Annotated in this window: 18 protein-coding genes; 14 read left to right on the plus strand and 4 right to left on the minus strand. The window is 71.4% G+C overall.

The window, feature by feature from the left end:
* Window positions 1–7 precede the first annotated feature (7 nt).
* Genes J8J14_RS07670 through J8J14_RS07680 form a run of 3 tightly spaced genes read right to left on the minus strand, consistent with a single transcriptional unit; the run spans window position 8 to window position 2,215 of the window.
* Complete coding sequence (locus J8J14_RS07670; RefSeq protein ID WP_209378888.1) at window positions 8–964, minus strand: PAS domain-containing protein; 957 nt, start codon at window positions 962–964, stop codon at window positions 8–10.
* Window positions 957–1,247: a chaperone modulator CbpM gene (locus tag J8J14_RS07675; RefSeq protein WP_209378889.1), complete on the minus strand. Its 291-nt coding sequence runs from the start codon at window positions 1,245–1,247 to the stop codon at window positions 957–959. The genes J8J14_RS07670 and J8J14_RS07675 overlap by 8 nt, the downstream gene beginning before the upstream one ends.
* Window positions 1,244–2,215, minus strand: coding sequence for a DnaJ C-terminal domain-containing protein (locus J8J14_RS07680; protein ID WP_209378890.1), 972 nt, complete (start codon window positions 2,213–2,215; stop codon window positions 1,244–1,246). Before J8J14_RS07680 ends, J8J14_RS07675 begins: the two co-directional genes overlap by 4 nt.
* A 208-nt stretch (window positions 2,216–2,423) precedes the next feature.
* Between J8J14_RS07680 and accD the strand changes: the two genes are divergently transcribed.
* The 4 genes from accD (at window position 2,424) to hemA (ending at window position 7,426) form a co-directional block, all read left to right on the plus strand.
* Window positions 2,424–3,335, plus strand: a complete 912-nt coding sequence (gene accD, locus J8J14_RS07685; protein ID WP_209378891.1) for an acetyl-CoA carboxylase, carboxyltransferase subunit beta — start codon at window positions 2,424–2,426, stop codon at window positions 3,333–3,335.
* Window positions 3,336–3,412: 77 nt separating this feature from the next.
* The gene (locus J8J14_RS07690) at window positions 3,413–4,747 is read left to right on the plus strand and encodes a bifunctional folylpolyglutamate synthase/dihydrofolate synthase (protein WP_245215545.1); all 1,335 of its coding nucleotides are present in this window, start codon (window positions 3,413–3,415) and stop codon (window positions 4,745–4,747) included.
* 159 nt (window positions 4,748–4,906) lie between these two features.
* On the plus strand, window positions 4,907–6,082 hold the full coding sequence (locus J8J14_RS07695) for an acetyl-CoA C-acetyltransferase (RefSeq protein ID WP_209378893.1): 1,176 nt from the start codon (window positions 4,907–4,909) through the stop codon (window positions 6,080–6,082).
* A 138-nt stretch (window positions 6,083–6,220) separates the two neighbouring features.
* A complete protein-coding gene (gene hemA, locus J8J14_RS07700) occupies window positions 6,221–7,426 on the plus strand; it encodes a 5-aminolevulinate synthase (protein ID WP_209378894.1) in 1,206 nt (401 codons plus the stop codon).
* A gap of 90 nt (window positions 7,427–7,516) precedes the next feature.
* Here hemA and J8J14_RS07705 read toward each other — a convergent pair whose 3' ends face one another.
* The gene (locus J8J14_RS07705) at window positions 7,517–7,942 is read right to left on the minus strand and encodes a hypothetical protein (RefSeq protein WP_209378895.1); all 426 of its coding nucleotides are present in this window, start codon (window positions 7,940–7,942) and stop codon (window positions 7,517–7,519) included.
* A 181-nt stretch (window positions 7,943–8,123) separates the two neighbouring features.
* Between J8J14_RS07705 and sppA the strand changes: the two genes are divergently transcribed.
* From sppA to J8J14_RS07755, 10 genes are all read left to right on the plus strand, one after another.
* Window positions 8,124–9,209 (plus strand): signal peptide peptidase SppA, encoded by a 1,086-nt coding sequence (gene sppA / locus J8J14_RS07710; RefSeq protein ID WP_342452411.1) that lies wholly within the window; start codon window positions 8,124–8,126, stop codon window positions 9,207–9,209.
* A gap of 25 nt (window positions 9,210–9,234) precedes the next feature.
* Window positions 9,235–9,561, plus strand: coding sequence for an integration host factor subunit beta (gene ihfB / locus J8J14_RS07715; protein WP_209378896.1), 327 nt, complete (start codon window positions 9,235–9,237; stop codon window positions 9,559–9,561).
* A gap of 14 nt (window positions 9,562–9,575) precedes the next feature.
* Window positions 9,576–9,935: a lipopolysaccharide assembly protein LapA domain-containing protein gene (locus tag J8J14_RS07720; RefSeq protein WP_209378897.1), complete on the plus strand. Its 360-nt coding sequence runs from the start codon at window positions 9,576–9,578 to the stop codon at window positions 9,933–9,935.
* Window positions 9,936–10,206: 271 nt separating this feature from the next.
* Window positions 10,207–12,336, plus strand: a complete 2,130-nt coding sequence (locus J8J14_RS07725; RefSeq protein ID WP_245215547.1) for an acetate--CoA ligase family protein — start codon at window positions 10,207–10,209, stop codon at window positions 12,334–12,336.
* Window positions 12,333–13,178 carry a MaoC/PaaZ C-terminal domain-containing protein gene (locus tag J8J14_RS07730; protein WP_209378899.1) on the plus strand — a complete coding sequence of 282 codons (846 nt, stop codon included), beginning with the start codon at window positions 12,333–12,335 and terminating at the stop codon, window positions 13,176–13,178. Before J8J14_RS07725 ends, J8J14_RS07730 begins: the two co-directional genes overlap by 4 nt.
* Entirely contained in the window at window positions 13,175–14,266 is a 1,092-nt protein-coding gene (locus tag J8J14_RS07735; protein WP_209378900.1) for an acyl-CoA dehydrogenase family protein, read from the plus strand. The genes J8J14_RS07730 and J8J14_RS07735 overlap by 4 nt, the downstream gene beginning before the upstream one ends.
* Entirely contained in the window at window positions 14,263–15,408 is a 1,146-nt protein-coding gene (locus J8J14_RS07740) for an acyl-CoA dehydrogenase family protein (RefSeq protein ID WP_209378901.1), read from the plus strand. The genes J8J14_RS07735 and J8J14_RS07740 overlap by 4 nt, the downstream gene beginning before the upstream one ends.
* 54 nt (window positions 15,409–15,462) lie before the next feature.
* Window positions 15,463–16,479, plus strand: a complete 1,017-nt coding sequence (locus tag J8J14_RS07745; RefSeq protein WP_209378902.1) for a Bug family tripartite tricarboxylate transporter substrate binding protein — start codon at window positions 15,463–15,465, stop codon at window positions 16,477–16,479.
* Window positions 16,480–16,507: 28 nt separating this feature from the next.
* Entirely contained in the window at window positions 16,508–17,680 is a 1,173-nt protein-coding gene (locus J8J14_RS07750) for a thiolase domain-containing protein (protein ID WP_209378903.1), read from the plus strand.
* A 5-nt stretch (window positions 17,681–17,685) separates the two neighbouring features.
* On the plus strand, window positions 17,686–18,081 hold the full coding sequence (locus tag J8J14_RS07755) for a Zn-ribbon domain-containing OB-fold protein (protein ID WP_209378904.1): 396 nt from the start codon (window positions 17,686–17,688) through the stop codon (window positions 18,079–18,081).
* The last annotated feature ends 4 nt before the right edge of the window (window positions 18,082–18,085 follow it).

Consider the following 18,085-nt stretch of genomic DNA (forward strand, 5'->3'; position numbering starts at 1 on the left):
GCCCGGATCATCCCCCCAGGGGCAGCCTGATCGCGCAGGTCAGGCCGCCATCCTCGGTGCCGAGTCTGGCATGCCCGCCCAGGGCGAAGACGAGGGCCTCCTCGATCATCGGCCAGGCGCCGCCGGGCGGCGTGCCGCCGCGCTCGGCCCAGCGGAGGCGGAGATGGCGCTCGGGGCCTTCCCCCTCGAGCGCCCAGGTGATCGAGAGATCGCCTTCGGGGGAGGCCAGTGCACCCTGCCGCGCCGAATGGGCGGCGAGCTCATGCAGGGCGAGGGCGAGCGGCTCGGCGATGCCCGGCGGAAGGGACACGGGCGGTCCCCCGGTCCGGGCAGCGGCGCCAGGGTGGCGCAGCGGCTCGACCTCACCTCTCACCAGGGCGGAGAGATCGGCGCCCGCGAGGCGCTGCGCCCGGCCGAGGGCGGCGAGGCGGCCTCCGAAGGCCCGTTCCTCCTCCGGCGCCGTGAGGGTGCGCGCGGCGATGGCGCGGATGCTCCCCAGAAGGGCTTCGGTGCGCTGGCGCAGGGCTTCGGCGCCCGTATGGGGCTGCCCTTCCCGCGTGACGTCGCGCTGGATGGAGAGCCAGTGCGTGACGGCGCCATCGAGGCCGAGGATGGGCAGCACCACCCATTGGTTCCGATAGGCTTCCCCGTTCCGGCGGTAGTTCAGCGTGGCGCCGATGAAGTGCCGCCTTTCCCGCAGATCCCTCCTCAGCCGATCCAGCTCGGCCTGGTCCGTGCCCGGGCCCTGAAGGATGCGGGGCGTCTGGCCGAGCAGTTCGGCGGCGGGATAGCCGGTGATGGCTTCGAAATGCGCGTTGGCGTAGCGAATGGACGGGCCGGGCGGGTCCAGCGCGGCATCCGTGATGATGACCGCGAGGCCCGCGACATCGAGGGCCGAGCCGAGCAGCGCGGCGGAGAGGGCACCGACGCTGCCCGGGAGATCGGGGAGCACTGCCTCAGCCATGCTGGGCCCGGGTCTGTTCCAGGGCTTCCGCCACGCGGCGGAGCTGGCGGCGGGCCTGATGCAGGCGGTCCAGGAGGTTCAGCACGACGGGCATGGCGGCTTCGTTAACCTCCAGATCCTCGTGCAGTTCCAGGATGAGGCGGCATCGGGCCACGTCGATCTCCTGGAAGACATAGCCGCCCTCGTGCCGTTCGGGGCGGACCCAGCCCTCGGCGATCCAGGCTTCCAGCCGGGCGGGATCCAGGCCAGAGACGCGCAGCAGCACGGCCTCGAAGGTGATCATGCACGCCTCCGCATCTCGCCTCGCGGATCGGTGGGGTTCTCCGGTTTCCATCCGCGCAGGAACTCGGCCAGCCGGTCATCGACCGTGCCGAGCACGAGGCGGAGGGTGACGATGAGGTCGCCGGCGGGGCTGCCGCCCGCCGCGGCCACGCCGCGGCCGCGCAGGCGCATCTGCGTGCCGGCATCCGAGCGGGGCGGGATGGTGAGCATCACCTCGCCGCGCGGGGTGGGCACGGGGATCCTGGCGCCCAGCACGGCTTCGGAAAGGGTGACGGGAAGCTCCATCCGGAGGTCCCGGCCATCGCGCGCATAGAACGGGTGGGGGCGGACCTCCACCTCGATCAGGGCATCGCCGTCAGGGCCGCCCTGCAGCCCTGGCCCGCCCCGCCCGCGCAGGCGGAGGACCTGGCCATCCTCCAGCCCCGGCGGGATGCGGACATCCAGGTCCCGGCCATCGGGCAGGTTGAGGCGGCGGGTGGCGCCGTTCACGGCATCCAGGAAATCCACGGCCAGGCGGTAGCGCGCATCGCGGCCGCGGCGGGGGGCCGTGTCCATGCCGCCGCCGCGGAACATGCCGAGGATCTCCTCGAGATCCTCCGGGTCGAGGCCTGCGCCGCCGCCGGCGCCGCCCCATCCGCCACCCATGCCGCCGAACGGGTCGGCCCCCGCGCCGGTCCCCCGGTAGCGGGCACCCTGGTCGGCTTCGGCATGGTCCCGGTAATAGCCGCGGGGGGGCACCTCCTGGCCGGAGGCATCAATTTCGCCCCGGTCGAAGCGGGCGCGCTTCGCGGGGTCCGAGAGAAGGTCATGCGCGGCGTTGGCGGCCTTGAAGCGGGCTTCCGCCGCCGCATCGCCGGGGTTGAGGTCCGGGTGGTTGGCCTTCGCAATCCTGCGAAAGGCCTTCCGGATCTCCTCCGCATCCGCGGTCCGGCTCACGCCGAGGGTCTGGTAGGGGTCATCGGACGCCATGGGCAGCAGGATAACGCGACAAGGCCCGGATTGGTCCATGCCCTGGCCGAGGTTTGGCCATGCCGGGCGGGAAGGCCTCTTGCGCTGCCCGGCCCGACGCGCCTACGTCCCGCCCGCTGGCGCCCCGCGGGCGGAAGGCCGGCCCGGTTTCCTGTGGCCCGCCTCCGGCGGGGCCGGGGCCGTGGATGGGCAGCGGATAGGGTTACGGATGAACTGGATCTCCGACTGGGCGCTGCCCAAGATTCAAACGCTGTTCGGCACCAAGCGCGACGTGCCGGAGAACCTTTGGATCAAGTGCCCGCATTGCGGGGAGATGGTGTTCCACCAGGACCTGGAGCGGAACCTGCATGTGTGCCCGAAATGCGGGCACCACATGCGGATCTCGGCCCAGCGGCGGCTGGACTACACTTTCGACCCGGGCTGGCAGCGGATCGAGCTGCCCCGCGCCCCGGCGGACCCGCTGCGCTTCCGGGATTCCCGCCGCTATGGGGACCGGCTGCGCGAGGCGCAGCAGAAGATGGGCATGGATGACGCGATCGCCGTCGCGCACGGGACCATCGAGGGCAGGCCGGCCGTGGCCGCGGCCTTCGAATTCGCCTTCATGGGCGGCTCCATGGGCGCGGGCGTAGGCGAGGGGATCGTCACCGCCGCGCGGCTGGCGGTGCTGCAGGATGCGCCGCTGATCGTCTTCACCGCCTCGGGCGGGGCGCGAATGCAGGAGGGGGCGGTTTCCCTCATGCAGCTGCCGCGCACGGTGATCGCGACCCGCATGGTGAAGGAGGCGGGGCTGCCCTTCATCGTGGTGCTCTGCGACCCCACCACGGGCGGCGTGACGGCCAGCTTCGCCATGCTGGGGGATATCCAGATCGCCGAGCCCGGCGCGCTGATCGGCTTCGCGGGCGCCCGCGTGATCGAGCAGACCGTGCGCGAGAAGCTGCCGGAAGGGTTCCAGCGGGCGGAATACCTGCTGGAGCACGGCATCCTGGACATGGTCGTGCGCCGGCAGGAGATGAAGGCGACGCTGGCGAGGCTGATCGGCTTCCTGCGCCCGGCCGCGCCGGCCGTGGCGGAGGAGCCCGCCGCGCCGCCGGCCCCGGCGCCCGTTCCGGCCGCCGAATAGGGCGCTTCGGCCCCGCGCCCGGCGCGGGGCATTACCGGCCGGGGATGCCGGCCCCGACACGAACCGGGATGCCGGCCATGGCTGACAGCACTTCCACTCCCTGGGGCGCCCCGGCGGGCCTGCGGGCCGAACCCGGCGCCGGCCGGGCGGAGAGGATCATCGACCGGCTGCACGCGCTGCATCCGAAGCTGATCGACCTCAGCCTGGACCGCCTGCAGCGCTGCCTGGATGCTCTGGGCAATCCGGAGCGGCGCCTGCCGCCCGTGGTCCATGTGGCCGGCACCAACGGCAAGGGCAGCACCTGCGCCTTCCTGCGGGCCATCGCCGAGGCGGCGGGGCAGCGGGTGCATGCCTATACCTCCCCGCATCTGGTGCGCTTCCACGAGCGCATCCGCCTGGCCGGGCGGATCGTGGAGGAGGAGGTGCTGGCGGCCGCGCTGGAGGAGGTGGAGGCCGCCAATGGCGGCGAGCCCATCACCGTGTTCGAGATCACCACGGCCGTGGCGCTGCTGCTGTTCAGCCGGGTGCCGGCCGACCTGCTGGTGCTGGAGGTGGGGCTGGGCGGGCGCTTCGACGCGACGAATGTGGTGGACCGCCCGGCGGCCTGCGCCATTGCCTCCATCTCCATGGACCACATGGATTTCCTGGGGGACACGCTGGCGAAGATCGCCGCCGAGAAGGCCGGGATCATCAAGCCCGGCATCCCCGCCGCCACCGGCACACAGCCGCCCGGAGCGCTGGAAGTGCTGGAGGCGGAGGCCGCGCGGCATGGCGCCCCCCTTCTCGCCCGAGGGCGGGACTGGGAGGCGGAATGGGCGGGGGATGGGCTGCTCTACCGCGATGCGCGCGGCACGCTGCGCCTGCCGCGCCCTGCCCTGCCCGGCCCGCACCAGGCGGACAATGCCGGCATCGCCATCACCGCCCTGCGCGCCTGGAACCCGGCCTGGTTGACCGAAGAGGCTATCGCCCGGGGGCTGGCCGCCGCCCGCTGGCCCGCGCGGCTGCAGCGCCTGCAGGGCACCCTGGCCGCGGGCCTGCCCGAGGGGTGGGAGCTCTGGCTGGATGGCGGGCACAACCCCGGCGCGGGGCAGGCCCTGGCGGAGCAGCTTCGGGGCTGGTCCGACCGGCCGCTGCACCTGGTGGTCGGGATGAAGAAGTCCAAGGCAGTGGCGGAGTTCCTGGCGCCGCTCCTGCCCCATGCCGCGAGCATCTGGGCCGTGGCGGAGCCGGGGCAGCATCTGGCCGTGGAGCCGGAGGAGATCGTCGCGGCTTCCGGCGGCGTCGCGCGGGTGGGGCCGCGCGTGGCGGATGCGCTGGCCGGGATCGGGGGACCGCCGGGGCGGGTGCTGATCTGCGGGAGCCTGTATCTGGCGGGAGAGGTGCTGAAGGCGGATGGGAGCTTGCCGGACTAGCGGCCCCGGGGAAACGCCGCTTCCGGCATATCCGCGGGCCCGAATGCTGCGGCCCGGGGAGGCGACGCCTCCCATAAGGCCACCCGAGCCCCTACCTGTTGCGTGCCCCGGGCCCAGCGCGCACCATCGGGCCAAACGAACGTCAGAGGAATGCCTCCCATGGACGACATCGTCATCGCTTCCGCCGCTCGCACGCCGGTGGGCAGCTTCAACGGGGTCTTCTCCACCCTTCCAGCGCATCAACTGGGCGCCATCGCCATGAAGGCGGCGCTGGAACGCGCCGGGGTTTCGGCGGAGGAGGTGGACGAGGTGATCCTCGGCCAGGTCCTGACGGCGGCGGCGGGGCAGAACCCGGCGCGGCAGGCCTCGGTGCTGGCCGGCATCCCGGTGGAGCGGACGGCCTTCGGGATCAACCAGCTCTGCGGCTCGGGCCTGCGTTCCGTGGCGCTGGCGGCGCAGCAGATCGCGACCGGCGACGCGGCCATCGTGATGGCCGGCGGGCAGGAGAGCATGACCCAGGCCCCCCATGCCGCGCAGCTTCGCGCCGGGCAGAAGATGGGCGACCTGGCCATGGTGGACACCATGATCCGGGACGGGCTGTGGGATGCCTTCCACGGCTATCACATGGGCCAGACGGCCGAGAACGTGGCCGAGAAGTTCCAGATCACCCGCGAGCAGCAGGACGAGTTCGCCTCCCGTTCCCAGCGCAAGGCGGGCGAGGCGATGAAGGCCGGCCGCTTCCGCGACGAGATCGTCCCCGTGACCGTGAAGGGCCGCAAGGGCGACACGGTGGTGGAGAATGACGAGTATCCGAAGCCCGAGACGACGCTGGAGGTGCTGCAGAAGCTGCGCCCGGCCTTCAACAAGGAGGGCTCCGTCACCGCCGGGAATGCCAGCGGCATCAATGACGGCGCGGCGGCGATCCTGGTGATGCGTGGGGCGGAGGCGGCCAAGCGCGGCATCACGCCGCTGGCGCGGATCGTTTCCTGGGCCACCGCGGGGGTTGATCCCTCCATCATGGGCACCGGCCCCATCCCGGCGTCCCGCAAGGCGCTGCAGAAGGCGGGCTGGAGCATCGACGACCTGGACCTGATCGAGGCCAACGAGGCTTTCGCGGCCCAGGCCTGCGCGGTGAACAAGGACCTGGGCTGGGATCCGGCCAAGGTGAACGTGAATGGCGGGGCCATCGCGCTGGGCCATCCGATCGGGGCCTCGGGCGCGCGGGTGCTGACCACGCTGCTGTTCCAGATGAAGCGTCAGGGCGCGAAGAAGGGCCTGGCGACGCTGTGCATCGGCGGCGGCATGGGCGTTGCCATGTGCGTCGAGGCCGCCTGAGGCGGCCAAGAGGGCCGGGAGGATGTCCCGGCCCTTTTTCGCACGGAAAGCCCATGGCTTGATCGGGATCATTGATTCCGCCGCGGCCGGGGCCTAACCCCAGGGGCGAAACACGAACGCCGGCCCCATATCACCGCCATGCCCGACTACGACGCCCTCCTGGCCGCCCATCTCGACGCGCTGCGCGCGGAGGGGCGCTACCGCCACTTCCTCACCCTCGCCCGCCAGGCCGGGCAGTTCCCCAGGGCGCTGCGCGCCGATGGGCGGCCGGTCACGGTGTGGTGCAGCAACGACTACCTGGGCATGGGCCAGCACCCGAAGGTGCAGGAGGCCATGATCGCGGCCATCCGCGAGGATGGGGCGGGCGCGGGCGGCACGCGCAACATCTCCGGCACGGGCCGGCACCATGTGGCGCTGGAGGCCGAACTGGCCTCCCTGCATGGCAAGGAGGCCGCGCTGGTCTTCAACTCCGGCTTCACGGCGAATGAGGCGGCGCTCTCCACCCTCGCCACGCTGCTGGGCGCCACCATCCTCTCGGATGCGGACAACCATGCCTCGATGATCGCGGGCATCCGGAACGGGCGCGGGCCGAAGCGGATCTTCCGGCACAATGACGTGGCGCATCTGGCCGAGCTGCTGGCCGAGCTGCCGCTGGAGGCGCCGAAGGTGGTGGCCTTCGAATCCGTCTATTCGATGGACGGGGACATCGCGCCGATCCGCGCGATCGCCGAGCTGGCCCGCCGGCACAACGCGCTGACCTATATCGACGAGGTGCATGCGGTCGGCCTCTACGGGCCCGGCGGCGCGGGGGTGGCGGCGCGGGACGGCGTGGGGATCGACGTGATCGAGGGCACGCTGGGCAAGGCCTATGGCGTGGGTGGCGGCTATGTGGCGGGCAGCAGGGTGCTGATCGACGCCATCCGCTCCTTCGCGCCGGGCTTCATCTTCTCCACCACCCTCACCCCTGCCGTGGCGGCGGGGGCGCTGGCGAGCATCCGGCATCTCCGCGCCTCGGACAGCGAGCGGACGGCGCATCAGGAGCGCGCCCGCGCCACCCGCGCGGCGCTGCGGGCGGAGGGGCTGCCGGTGATGGAGAACCCCAGCCATATCGTGCCAGTGATGGTGGGCGATGCCACGCTCTGCCGGCAGGCGAGCGAGCTGCTGCTGGAGGAGCACGGCATCTACATCCAGCCGATCAACTTCCCAACCGTGCCGCGCGGGACGGAGCGGCTGCGCATCACCCCCACGCCGCTGCATGGCGATGCCGAGATCGCGCATCTGGCGCGGGCGCTGGTGGCGGTGTGGGACCGGCTGGGGCTGGCGCGGACGAAGCAGGCGGCCTGAGCGGGGCCGCGGCGGAGACGGAAAAGGGGCCTCCGGCACATGCCGGAGGCCCCTTTTCGTTAAGGGAAGGGCCGAGGGCTTCCGGGCGCCTCAGCGCTGCGCACGGCGCTGGGCCGCGACCGCGCCGGCGGGAGCGCCGACGCGGGTGGCCTGGTCGTCCCGGGCACCGGTGATGTTGGCGGCGCAGGTGCCGTTCTCCACCATTTGGCGATAGCCGGAAGCGGTGGGGCCGCAGGCGCGGATCAGGTCGTCCCGGTGCGGGCCGCGGGCGTCGAAGACGTCGCGCACGAACTTGTCCACCTCGGTATTCGCCTGGGCCTTGTCCGCGGGGGGCTTGGGAGAGGCGGAGATGCAGGCGCGCCAGGCAGCCACGGCGTCGTCGCAGGTTGCGTTCCCGGTGGAGGGGGGCGTGACGGCATTGGCGATGGCGCGGGAACGGAGCTGCGCCTGGGCCATGCCGGGGGTGGCCGAAAGGGCGAGGAAGAGCGCTGGCAGGACAAGCAGGAGGGGGCGCATGGGCGTGGTCCCGGTCAGGTTTCAGTCCGCCCCGCGGGCTGGCCACGTTGCGGGGATTTCAGAACGCCCGGTGGCTGTTCCGGTTCGAGGCGCCTCCATGGTAGGGCCCGGGGCCATCCCATGTCACGTGACGAAGCGCGCGTTCCGGAACGCTTCATGCAACGTGCTGGCGCGGCGGGCCGTGCTGCCGCATAGACAGGCCATGGCAAATCCGTCCCCCTGGCCCGCGCCATCCCCCCAGACCCAGTCCCAGGCCCAGCCGGCCCAGGCAGGGCCGCCGCCTTCCGCCGGCGGGCTGGAGGCCGACCTGCTGCTTGACCGGCGGCGGCTGAAGCGGAGCCGGGCCCTTTGGCGCGGGCTGGCGGTGGTCGCGCTGCTGGGGGTGCTGGCGCTGGGGTTTTCCGGGGCCGGGCTGGATGCGCCGGGGCTGGGTGGGCTGCGGGGGCCGCATGTGCTGCGGCTGACCGTTTCCGGCACCATCACCGATGACCGCAAGCTGCTGGAGGCCATCGACAAGGCCGCGGAATCCGATTCGGTGCGGGCGATGGTGCTGCGGGTGGACAGCCCCGGCGGCACCGTGGCCGGGGGCGAGGGGCTGCACGCCGCGCTGGCCCGCTTCCGCCAGGCCAAGCCGCTGGTCGCCGTGTTCGGGGGCACCGCGGCCTCGGCGGGCTACATGATCGCCATGCCGGCCGAGCGCATCTTCGCGCGGGAGGGGAGCGTGACCGGCTCCATCGGCGTGCTGCTGCAATCCTTCGATGCGCAGGAGGCGATGCGGATGCTGGGCCTGCGGGCGGAGGCCATCACCTCCGGCCCGCTGAAGGACCAGCCGAGCCCCTTCCGCCCGCTGAGCGACGAGGGCCGTTCCGCGCTGCGCGCCGTGGTGGAGGACCTGCATTCCCAGTTCGTCCGCATGGTGGCCGAGGGCCGGCGGATGCCGGAGGAGCGGGTGCGGGCATTGGCCGATGGGCGGATCATGACCGGGCGCCAGGCGCTCTCCGCCGGGCTGGTGGATGCCATTGGCGGGGAGGAGGAGGCGCGGGCCCATCTGGCGGGCACGCATGGCATTGATGCCGGGCTACCCGTGCGGGACCTGCGCGCCCGGGACCTGCGGGAGCGCACCTTCGGCGCCGCCCTGGGCGAAGCCTTTGGTGCCGCGGCGGCCACGGTGCTGGGCGATTCGGTGAAAAGCCTGATTTCAGAAGGGGTTGGCGGCGGGCTGGGCGTTGACGGCGCCTGGGCGCTTTGGCAGCCTTACCGTCATTGAGAAGGCTGGGGGATCCGCGCGCCCGATGACCAAGTCGGAACTGATCGCGGCACTGGCGGCGGCCAACCCGCACCTCCGCCAGCCGGATGTGGAGCTGATCGTCGCCACGATCTTCGAGGAGATCACGACCGCGCTCGCCCGTGGGGACCGGGTGGAGCTGCGCGGCTTCGGCGCCTTCTCGGCCAAGAAGCGCGATGCCCGCACGGGCCGCAACCCGCGCACGGGCGAGGCCGTTGCGGTTTCCGGCAAGGCCGTTCCCTATTTCAAGCCGGGCAAGGAGTTGCGCGAACGGGTGAATGGGGGCCCATTGCAGCAACCCCGCCGGTCCGCCCCCGTGCGGGCGGCTGACTGAGGAGTTCCCGCCGCATGTGGCGCTGGTTGCTGATCATCCCGCTCCTGATCCTGCTCGTGCTGTTCGCCGTGTCGAACATGCAGCCGGTTTCCGTCGGGCTCTGGCCCTTCGACCTGACCTGGCAGACGCCACTGGCCCTGGCCGTGCTGCTGATCTCGGCGCTGGCCTTCCTGCTGGGCGCCTTCATCGCCTGGGCGGCGGGCGGGCCTTCGCGCCGCCGCGCGCGGGCCCGGATCCGGGCCGGCGATGCGGCGCAGGCGGAGCTAGCGGAGTTCCGCGCGCGGGAGGCCAAGCGGGTGGAGGCGGAGACGCTGGCCCGTGACCAGGCCATGTATTCCGGCACGGGCAGCCGGGCCGTGCGGATCGCCGGCTGAGCATTCCGGCCCCGGGGGCGCTGCTTCCGGCCTTTCCGGAGATGGCTTTCGAAAGGCCGCCCTCCCCTTTGCCGGGGAGGGCGGCCTTTTCGTTTCCGGTTCCGCGCCGAAGCTCCCATGGGATGCATTTTCCTATCTTGAATGCCTTTCACGGCGTTGAATGCCTCCGCGAAGCTGGCTAGTCTCCCCCGCAACGCCGCAAAGGCGAGGGAATGGGAGGAGCGGATGAGGGCCGTGCCATGGCCTTCCTCCGAGGACAGGAATGGACGCATTGCCCTACGCGGAACCCAGCCCCGGCCTGCCCCTGGATGCGCTGTCCGCGCTGCTGGCGCCGCGCTCCGTCGCCGTGATCGGGGCTTCTGGCGATGCCTCCCGCATCGGGGGGCGGCCGATCGCGGCCATGCTGGAGCGGGGCTATCAGGGCCGTATCCTGCCGGTGAACCCGAACCGCCCGGAAATCCAGGGGCTGCGGGCCTATGCCTCCATTGCCGAGCTGCCGGAGGCGCCGGACGCCGCGATCATCGCCGTGCCCGCCGCCTCGGCCGAGCAGGCCACGCGGGAGTTGGCGGAGCGCGGAACCAAGGCCGCCATCATGTTCACCGCCGGCTTCGCCGAACTGGGCGAGGCAGGGGCGGAGGCGCAGGCCCGGCTGCTGGAGATCGCGCGGCGGCACGGGATGCGGCTGCTGGGGCCGAACAGCCTGGGCCTGTTCAACACGGCGAACGGCTTCTACGGCACCTTCACCTCCTCCCTGGAGCGGGGCTACCCGAACAGCGGCCCGATCGGCATCGCCAGCCAGTCCGGCGCCTATGGGATGCATCTGTTCAGCATGGCGCGGGACGAGGGGATGGGGATCTCCTGCAGCGTCACCACGGGGAACGAGGCCGACCTGAATGTCGGCGACCTCATCGGCTGGATGGCGCAGGACCCGGGCACGGAGGTGATCGCCGCCTATTCCGAGGGGATCCGGGATGCCGGGAGCTTCCTGGCCGCGCTGGACCTGGCGCGGCGGAATCGCAAGCCGGTGGTGATGATGAAGGTGGGGCGCAGCGAGGTGGGCAGCGCCGCCGCCCGGTCCCACACCGCCTCCATCGCCGGTGACGACGCGGTGACGGATGCGGTGCTGGCGGAATTCGGCGTGGTGCGCGCGCGGACCACGGAGGAGCTGCTGGATGTCGCCCGGCTGGCGGTGCGGAAGGTCTATCCCGCCGGCAACACGCTGGGCGTGCTGACGGTGAGCGGCGGGGCGGGGGTGCTGATCTCCGATGCCGCCGAGGCGGCGGGGCTGCCCATGCCGCCCATGCCCGAGGATGCGCAGGCGGTGCTGCGGCGCGACCTTCCCTTCTGCGCGCCGGCGAACCCGGTGGATTGCACGGCGCAGGTGCTGAACGACCTCTCCCTCGTCACGCGGTTCGGGCATTCGCTGATCCGGGATGGGGGCTATGGCTCCATCCTGCTGTTCTTCACCCATGCGGGCGGCGCGCCCTCCATCACGCCGCGGCTGCGGGAGGAGCTGCGGGGGCTGCGGGCGGCCTATCCGGACCGTCTGCTGGTGCTTTCGGTGTTGGCGGACCCACCGCAGATCCGGGAATTCGAGGAGGATGGGTTCACGGTCTTCGCCGATCCGTCCCGCGCCGTGGCGGCGATTCATGCGATGGGGCGCTTCGGCGATGCCTTCGCGGCGGACCGGCCCGCGCCGCCCCCTGCCCTGCCCGGTTTCGGGCTACCGGCCACCACGCCGAGCGAGGCGGAGGCGAAGCGCATCCTGGCCAGGGCCGGGATCGAGGCCGCGCCGGAGCGGGCCTGCGCGAGGGCCGATGAGGCGGTGGCCGCGGCGGAGGCGCTGGGCTTCCCGGTGGTGCTGAAGATCCTTTCGCCGGACATCCTGCACAAGTCGGAGATCGGCGGCGTGCTGCTGGGTGTCTCCGACGCCGCGGCGGTGCGGGACGGCTTCGCGCTGCTGCTGCAGCGGGCCGCCAGCGCCGCGCCGGATGCGCGGATCGAGGGCGTGCTGGTGGCGAAGCAGCTTTCGGGCGGGGTGGAGTGCATCCTGGGGGTGCATCGCGATCCCGTCTTCGGGCCGGTGGCCATGTTCGGGCTGGGCGGCATCTTCGTGGAGGTGCTGAAGGACGTGTCCTTCCGCCGCTGCCCCTTCGGGGAGCCGGAGGCGGAGGCGATGATCCGCTCCATCCGCGGGGCGCCGCTGCTGCTGGGCGCGCGCGGGCGGCCGGTAGCGGATGTGCCGGCCTTGGCGCGCATGCTCTCGCGGCTTTCGGTCTTCGCGCACCAGGCGGGGCCGAGGCTCGCGGGGATCGACCTGAACCCAGTCTTTGCCATGCCGGAGGGCCAGGGCGCCTTCGCGGCCGATGCGGTGATCGACATCGCGGAGGATGCGGCGTGATCGAATATGAGAAACTGCTGAACTACCGGATTCCGGAGGTGCGGCAGCGCCTGACCCCGCGGGACGTGGTGTTCTACGCGCTCTCCGTCGGGCTTGGGCAGGACCCGATGGACAAGCGTCAGCTGGACTATGTGGACCAGGACAAGGCGCTTCGCGTGCTGCCCTCCATGCCCGTGGTGCTGGCGCATCCGGGCTTCTGGGTTTCCAATCCCGAGACGGGGGTGGATGCGGTGAAGGTGGTGCATGGCGAGCAGTCCATCGCCCTGCATGCGCCGCTGCCCATCGAAGGCGAGATCATCGGCCGCACGCGGGTGACGGGGCTGGTGGACAAGGGCGAGGGCAAGGGCGCGCTGCTCTACTCCGAGAAGGAGTTGCGCGACACCCATGGCACGCTGCTGGCCGTGACGGGCAGCACGACCTTCCTGCGCGGGGATGGCGGCTTCGGCGGCCCATCAGGCCCAGTGAAGCCGGTGAACCCCATCCCGGAGAGCGCGCCCGATATCACGGTGGACCTGCCCACCCGGCCGGAGCAGGCGCTGTATTACCGGCTGAACGGCGATGACAACCCGCTGCATTCGAATCCCGACGTGGCGGCGCGCGCGGGCTTTCCGCGGCCCATCCTGCACGGGCTCTGCACCCTGGGCGTGGTGACGCATGCGCTGCTGCGGGAGCTCGGGCATTACGAGGCGGGATCGATGAAGAGCATGTCCCTGCGCTTCTCCTCCCCGGTCTTCCCGGGCGAGACCATTCGCACGGAGATCTGGCGCAGCGGCGCCTTCCGGGCGCGGGTGGTGGAGCGCGACGTGGTGGTGGTGAACAACGGCGCGGCGGTGTTCGGATGAGCGAGGTTCTGGAACGCGAGGGCGTGGAGGAGCGGGCGGAGTCCATCCGCATGATCCGTGAGAGCGCGGCAGGCATCGCGCCGCGCGGGGGCGACCGGAAGCGCATCCGCGCCCTTCGCTTCAAGGAACCGGGCTTCGACCCGGCGGTGCTGCGGCAGATGGGCGAGCAGGGCTGGATCGGGCTGCGCGTGCCGGAATCCCGGGGCGGCGCCGGGCTGGGAATGAGCGAGTTCTGCGCCCTGGCCGAGGAGATGGGCGCGGCGCTGGCGCCGGAGCCGCTGATCCCGGCCGCACTCTCCGCCGCGCTACTCGCAGCGCCCGGGGCGGCGTCCGGGGCGGAGGGACCGCTGGATGCCTTGCTTGGGGGCGATCAGCTGGTGCTGACGGCCTGGCAGGAAGCCGCCGGCATGCTGGAGGCGTCGGGCACGGCCGATGCGGCGCGGGTGTTCATTCCCCAGGCTGGCGGTGCCCAGGCCTTCCTGGTGCCGGTGCGCGAGGGCGGGCGGCTGTCGCTTCGGCTGCAGCCGCGCGAGGGCGCGGACCTGACCCTGGAGAAGACCCAGGATGGCGCCTTCTACGGCACGCTGCGCCCGGCGGGCGGCGAGGTGATCGCGGAGGATGTGGGCGGGGCGCTGGAACTGGCGCTGGACGAGGCGGCGCTGGCCACCGCCGCCTGCCTGCTGGGCGTGATGGACCAGGCCTTCGCGCTGACGCTGGACTATCTACGGACGCGGCAGCAATTCGGAAAGCCGATCGGCAGCTTCCAGGCGCTGCAGCATCGCGCGGCGGACCTGAAGGTGCAGCTTGCCCTGAGCCGCGCGAGCGTGGAGGCGGCGGCGGCGCTGCTGGATGGCGGGGCGGACCGCGCGGCGCGGCGCGCGGCGGTTTCCCGCGCGAAGGCGCGCGCCTCGGATGCCGCGATGCTGGTGACGCGGCAGGCGATCCAGCTGCATGGCGGGATCGGCTACACGGATGAGGCGGATATCGGCCTCTATCTCCGGAAGACCATGGTGCTGGCGAACCAATTCGGCCCCTCGGCGCTGCATCGGCGGCGCTTCGCGGCCGAGGCGCGGGAGGACGAGGCATGACCGACCTCAATGCTCTGAGCGACGAGGCCTTCCGCGCGGAGGTGCGGCGCTTCGTCGAGAGCGAGTTTCCGGCGGAGCTGCGCAACCCGGCGCACCGGCTGCACTGGGACCAGGGCAAGGCCTGGTTCGAGAAGCTGCGCGCCAAGGGCTGGGTGGCGCCGGGCTGGCCGCGGGAATATGGCGGGATGGGCCTCAGCGCCTCGAAGCAGATCATCCTGATCGAGGAGTATGAGCGCCATGGCGTGGCGCGGCTGCCCGACCATGGCGTGATCATGCTGGGGCCGCTGCTGATCCGCTTCGGCACGGAGGAGCAGCGGCAGCGCTTCCTGCCGCGCATCCTGGCGGGCGAGGATATCTGGTGCCAGGGCTATTCCGAGCCGGGCGCGGGATCGGACCTGGCCTCGCTGCGCACGGAAGCGGTGCTGGATGGCGACCACTACGTGGTGAACGGCCAGAAGATCTGGACGACGCTGGCCACCGACGCGAACTGGATCTTCTGCCTGGTTCGCACCGACAAGGGCGGGAAGAAGCAGGAGGGGATCAGCTTCCTGCTGATCGACATGACATCGCCGGGCGTGACCGTGCGGCCGATCATCAATCTCGGCCTGCATGACGAGTTCTGCGAGGTGTTCTTCGACAATGTGCGCGTGCCGCGCGAGAACCTGGTGGGCGAGCCCAACAAGGGCTGGAGCATGGCCAAGGCGCTCCTGGGCTTCGAGCGCATCTTCCTCGGCTCCCCGCGGCAATCCGGCTATGCGCTGGCGCGGCTGAAGATGCTGGCCGAGCGGATGGGCGTGTTCGACGAGCCGGACTTCCAGGACCGCTACACCAGGCTTCGCATGGACCTGGAGGACCACAAGGACCTCTACGAGACCTATGTGGCCATCCTGCGCCGGGGCGAGACGCTGGGGGCGGATGTCTCGATGCTGAAGCTGCACCAGGCCGAGCTGTTCCAGCGCATCACGGAGCTGATGCTGGAGATCGCGGGAGAGAATGCCGGGCTGCTGGAGCCGATGGGCGGCAACCGGGACCTGCATCCCTCCGGCCAGTTCATCGAGGCGCGGCCGACCACGATCTATGGCGGCAGTTCCGAGATCCAGCGCGGGATCCTGGCGAAGAACGTGCTGGAGTTGCCCGGCTGAAACAGGGGCGGAAGAGGCCGTGAACAAGGCCTCCCGCCGGGAGGAGAGAACGAGATGGCGATCGATCTGACGCGTCGTGGCCTGCTGGCGGGAAGCACCGCCCTGGCCCTTCCCGGTCTGGCTCTTCCCGGCCCGGCCACGGCGCAGGATTCCGGCTGGCCCAGGCGGACCATCCGCCTCATCATCCCCTTCCCGCCGGGCGGCACGACGGACCTGATCGGGCGGCTGCTGGCCGAGCGCCTTTCCGCGCGGCTGGGGCAGACGGTGGTGGTGGAGAACCGGGCCGGCGCTGGCGGCAATATCGGGGCGGATTCGGTCGCGAAATCGGATCCGGATGGCTACACCTTCCTGATGGCCTCCATCGGCACGGCCTCGATCAACTATGCCGTCTATGGGCCGCGCATGCCCTACAAGCCGCAGGATCTGGCGGCGGTGGGGCTGGTGATCCGCGTGGCGAATGTGCTGCTTGCCGCGAAGGATCAGCCGATCCGCGACGCGCAGGAGATGATCGCGGCGGCGAAGCGCCAGCCCGGGCGGCTGAACTATGGCAGTTCCGGCTCTGGCGGCAGCCCGCATGCCTGCATGGAATTCCTGGCGACCCGCACCGGGATCAAGCTGCAGCACGTGCCCTATCGCGGTTCCGGCCCGATGCTGACGGAACTGGTGGCGGGCCGGATCGAGCTGGGGATGGACAACATCCCCTCGGCGCTCAGCTTCATCCGCAATGGGCAGATCCGGGCGCTGGCCGTGACGAGCCGGGAGCGTTCGCCGGTGATGCCCGAGGTGCCCACGCTGCACGAGGCCGGGATCGCGGATTTCGATGCCACCGCCTGGTTCGGCGTGCAGGCCGCCGCCGCCACGCCCGCGCCGATCATCGCGCGGATGGGACGGGAGATCGACGCGGTGGCGCGCGACCCCGAATGGATCGCGAAGATGCGGGAATTCGCGGCCGAGCCGCCGCGCCTGACCCCGCAGGGCGGCACCACGCCCGAGGCCTTCGCCGCCTTCATCCGCGAGGAGATCACCCGCTGGGCCGAGGTGGCGCGGGTGAGCGGGATGGTGGTGGAATGACGGCATACAGAGAGAGGGAAGAGCGCGCTTGAGCATCAGAGGGAAGGCCTGCATCGCCGGTGCCTATGAGCACCCGACCCGCAAGGCCGAGGACAAGAGCACCGCGCAGCTGCATGCCGAGGTCGCGCTCGGCGCGCTGCGCGATGCGGGGCTGACGCGGGCCGATGTGGATGGCTATTTCTGTGCCGGCGACGCGCCCGGCATGGGACCGCTCAGCATGGCCGACTATCTCGGCCTGGACCGGCTGCGGCATGTGGATTCCACGGATATCGGCGGCAGCTCCTATCTGGCGCATGTGGGCCATGCGGCCGAGGCGATCACGCTGGGCAGGTGCAACGTGGCGCTGATCACCCTGGCCGGGCGGCCCCGCTCGGAAGGGCAGGCGACCGGCACGGCGCCGCGCGCCGGCAACCCCACCCAGCCGGATGTGCAGTTCGAATACCCCTATGGCGCGGCGGTGGCGAACATGTACGCCATGTGCGCCAAGCGCCACATGCATGAGTTCGGCACCACCAGCGAGCAGCTGGCCTGGGTGAAGGTGGCGGCCAGCCACCATGCCCAGCACAACGAGCACGCGATGCTGCGCAAGGTGGTGACGGTGGAGGAGGTGGTGAACTCCCCCCTGGTGGCGGACCCGCTGCACCGGCTGGATTGCTGCGTCATCTCCGATGGCGGCGGTGCGCTGGTTGTCACCCGGCCGGAGATCGCGCGCAGCCTGAAGCGCCCCGTGGTGACCATCCGCGGCGCCGGCGAGGCGCTGAAGCACCAGATGGGCGGGCAGCTGGACCTGACCTATAGCGGCGCCCGCTTCTCCGGAGCCCGTGCCTTCGAGGAAGCCGGGGTGAAGCCGGCGGACATGAAGTACGCCAGCATCTATGACAGCTTCACCATCACCGTGCTGATGCAGCTTGAGGATCTGGGCTTCTGCGAGAAGGGCGGGGGCGGCCGCTTCGTGCAGGATGGCAACCTGATCAGCGGCGTGGGCAAGCTGCCCTTCAACACGGATGGCGGCGGGCTCTGCAACAACCACCCGGCGAACCGCGGCGGCATCACCAAGGTGATCGAGGCGGTGCGACAGCTGCGCGGGGAGGCGCATCCGGCGGTGCAGGTGAAGAATTGCGACCTCGCGCTGGCCCATGGCACGGGCGGATCGCTGGGAACGCGACATGGCAGCGCCACGCTGGTGCTGGAGAGGGAGTGACAGCGATGAGCGAGCAGACCGCGCGGCGCGTGCCGCCCTCCCCCACCCCCGATCCGTCCACCCGCGTGTTCTGGGACGCGGCGAAGGAGGGGAAGCTGCTGATCGGGCGCAACACGAAGACGGGCAAGCACCATTACCCGCCGCGCCCGGTCGATCCCTTCGACGATGAGGGAGAGGTGGAGTTCGTGCCGGCCAGCGGCCAGGGCACGATCTACACCTACAGCGTGATGCGGGCGAAGACGCCCTATGTCATCGCCTATGTCGAGCTGGCCGAGGGGCCGCGCATCATGACGAACATCGTCGATTGCGACTTCGAGGCGCTGCAGGTGGGACAGGCTGTGCGCCTGACCTTCGTGGACAGCGAGGGCGGCCAGCCCATCCCCATGTTCACCCCGGCCTGAGAGA

The sequence above is a fragment of the Pararoseomonas baculiformis genome, assembly GCF_017813395.1.
In the GTDB taxonomy this organism is placed as follows: Bacteria; Pseudomonadota; Alphaproteobacteria; order Acetobacterales; family Acetobacteraceae; genus Roseomonas; species Roseomonas baculiformis.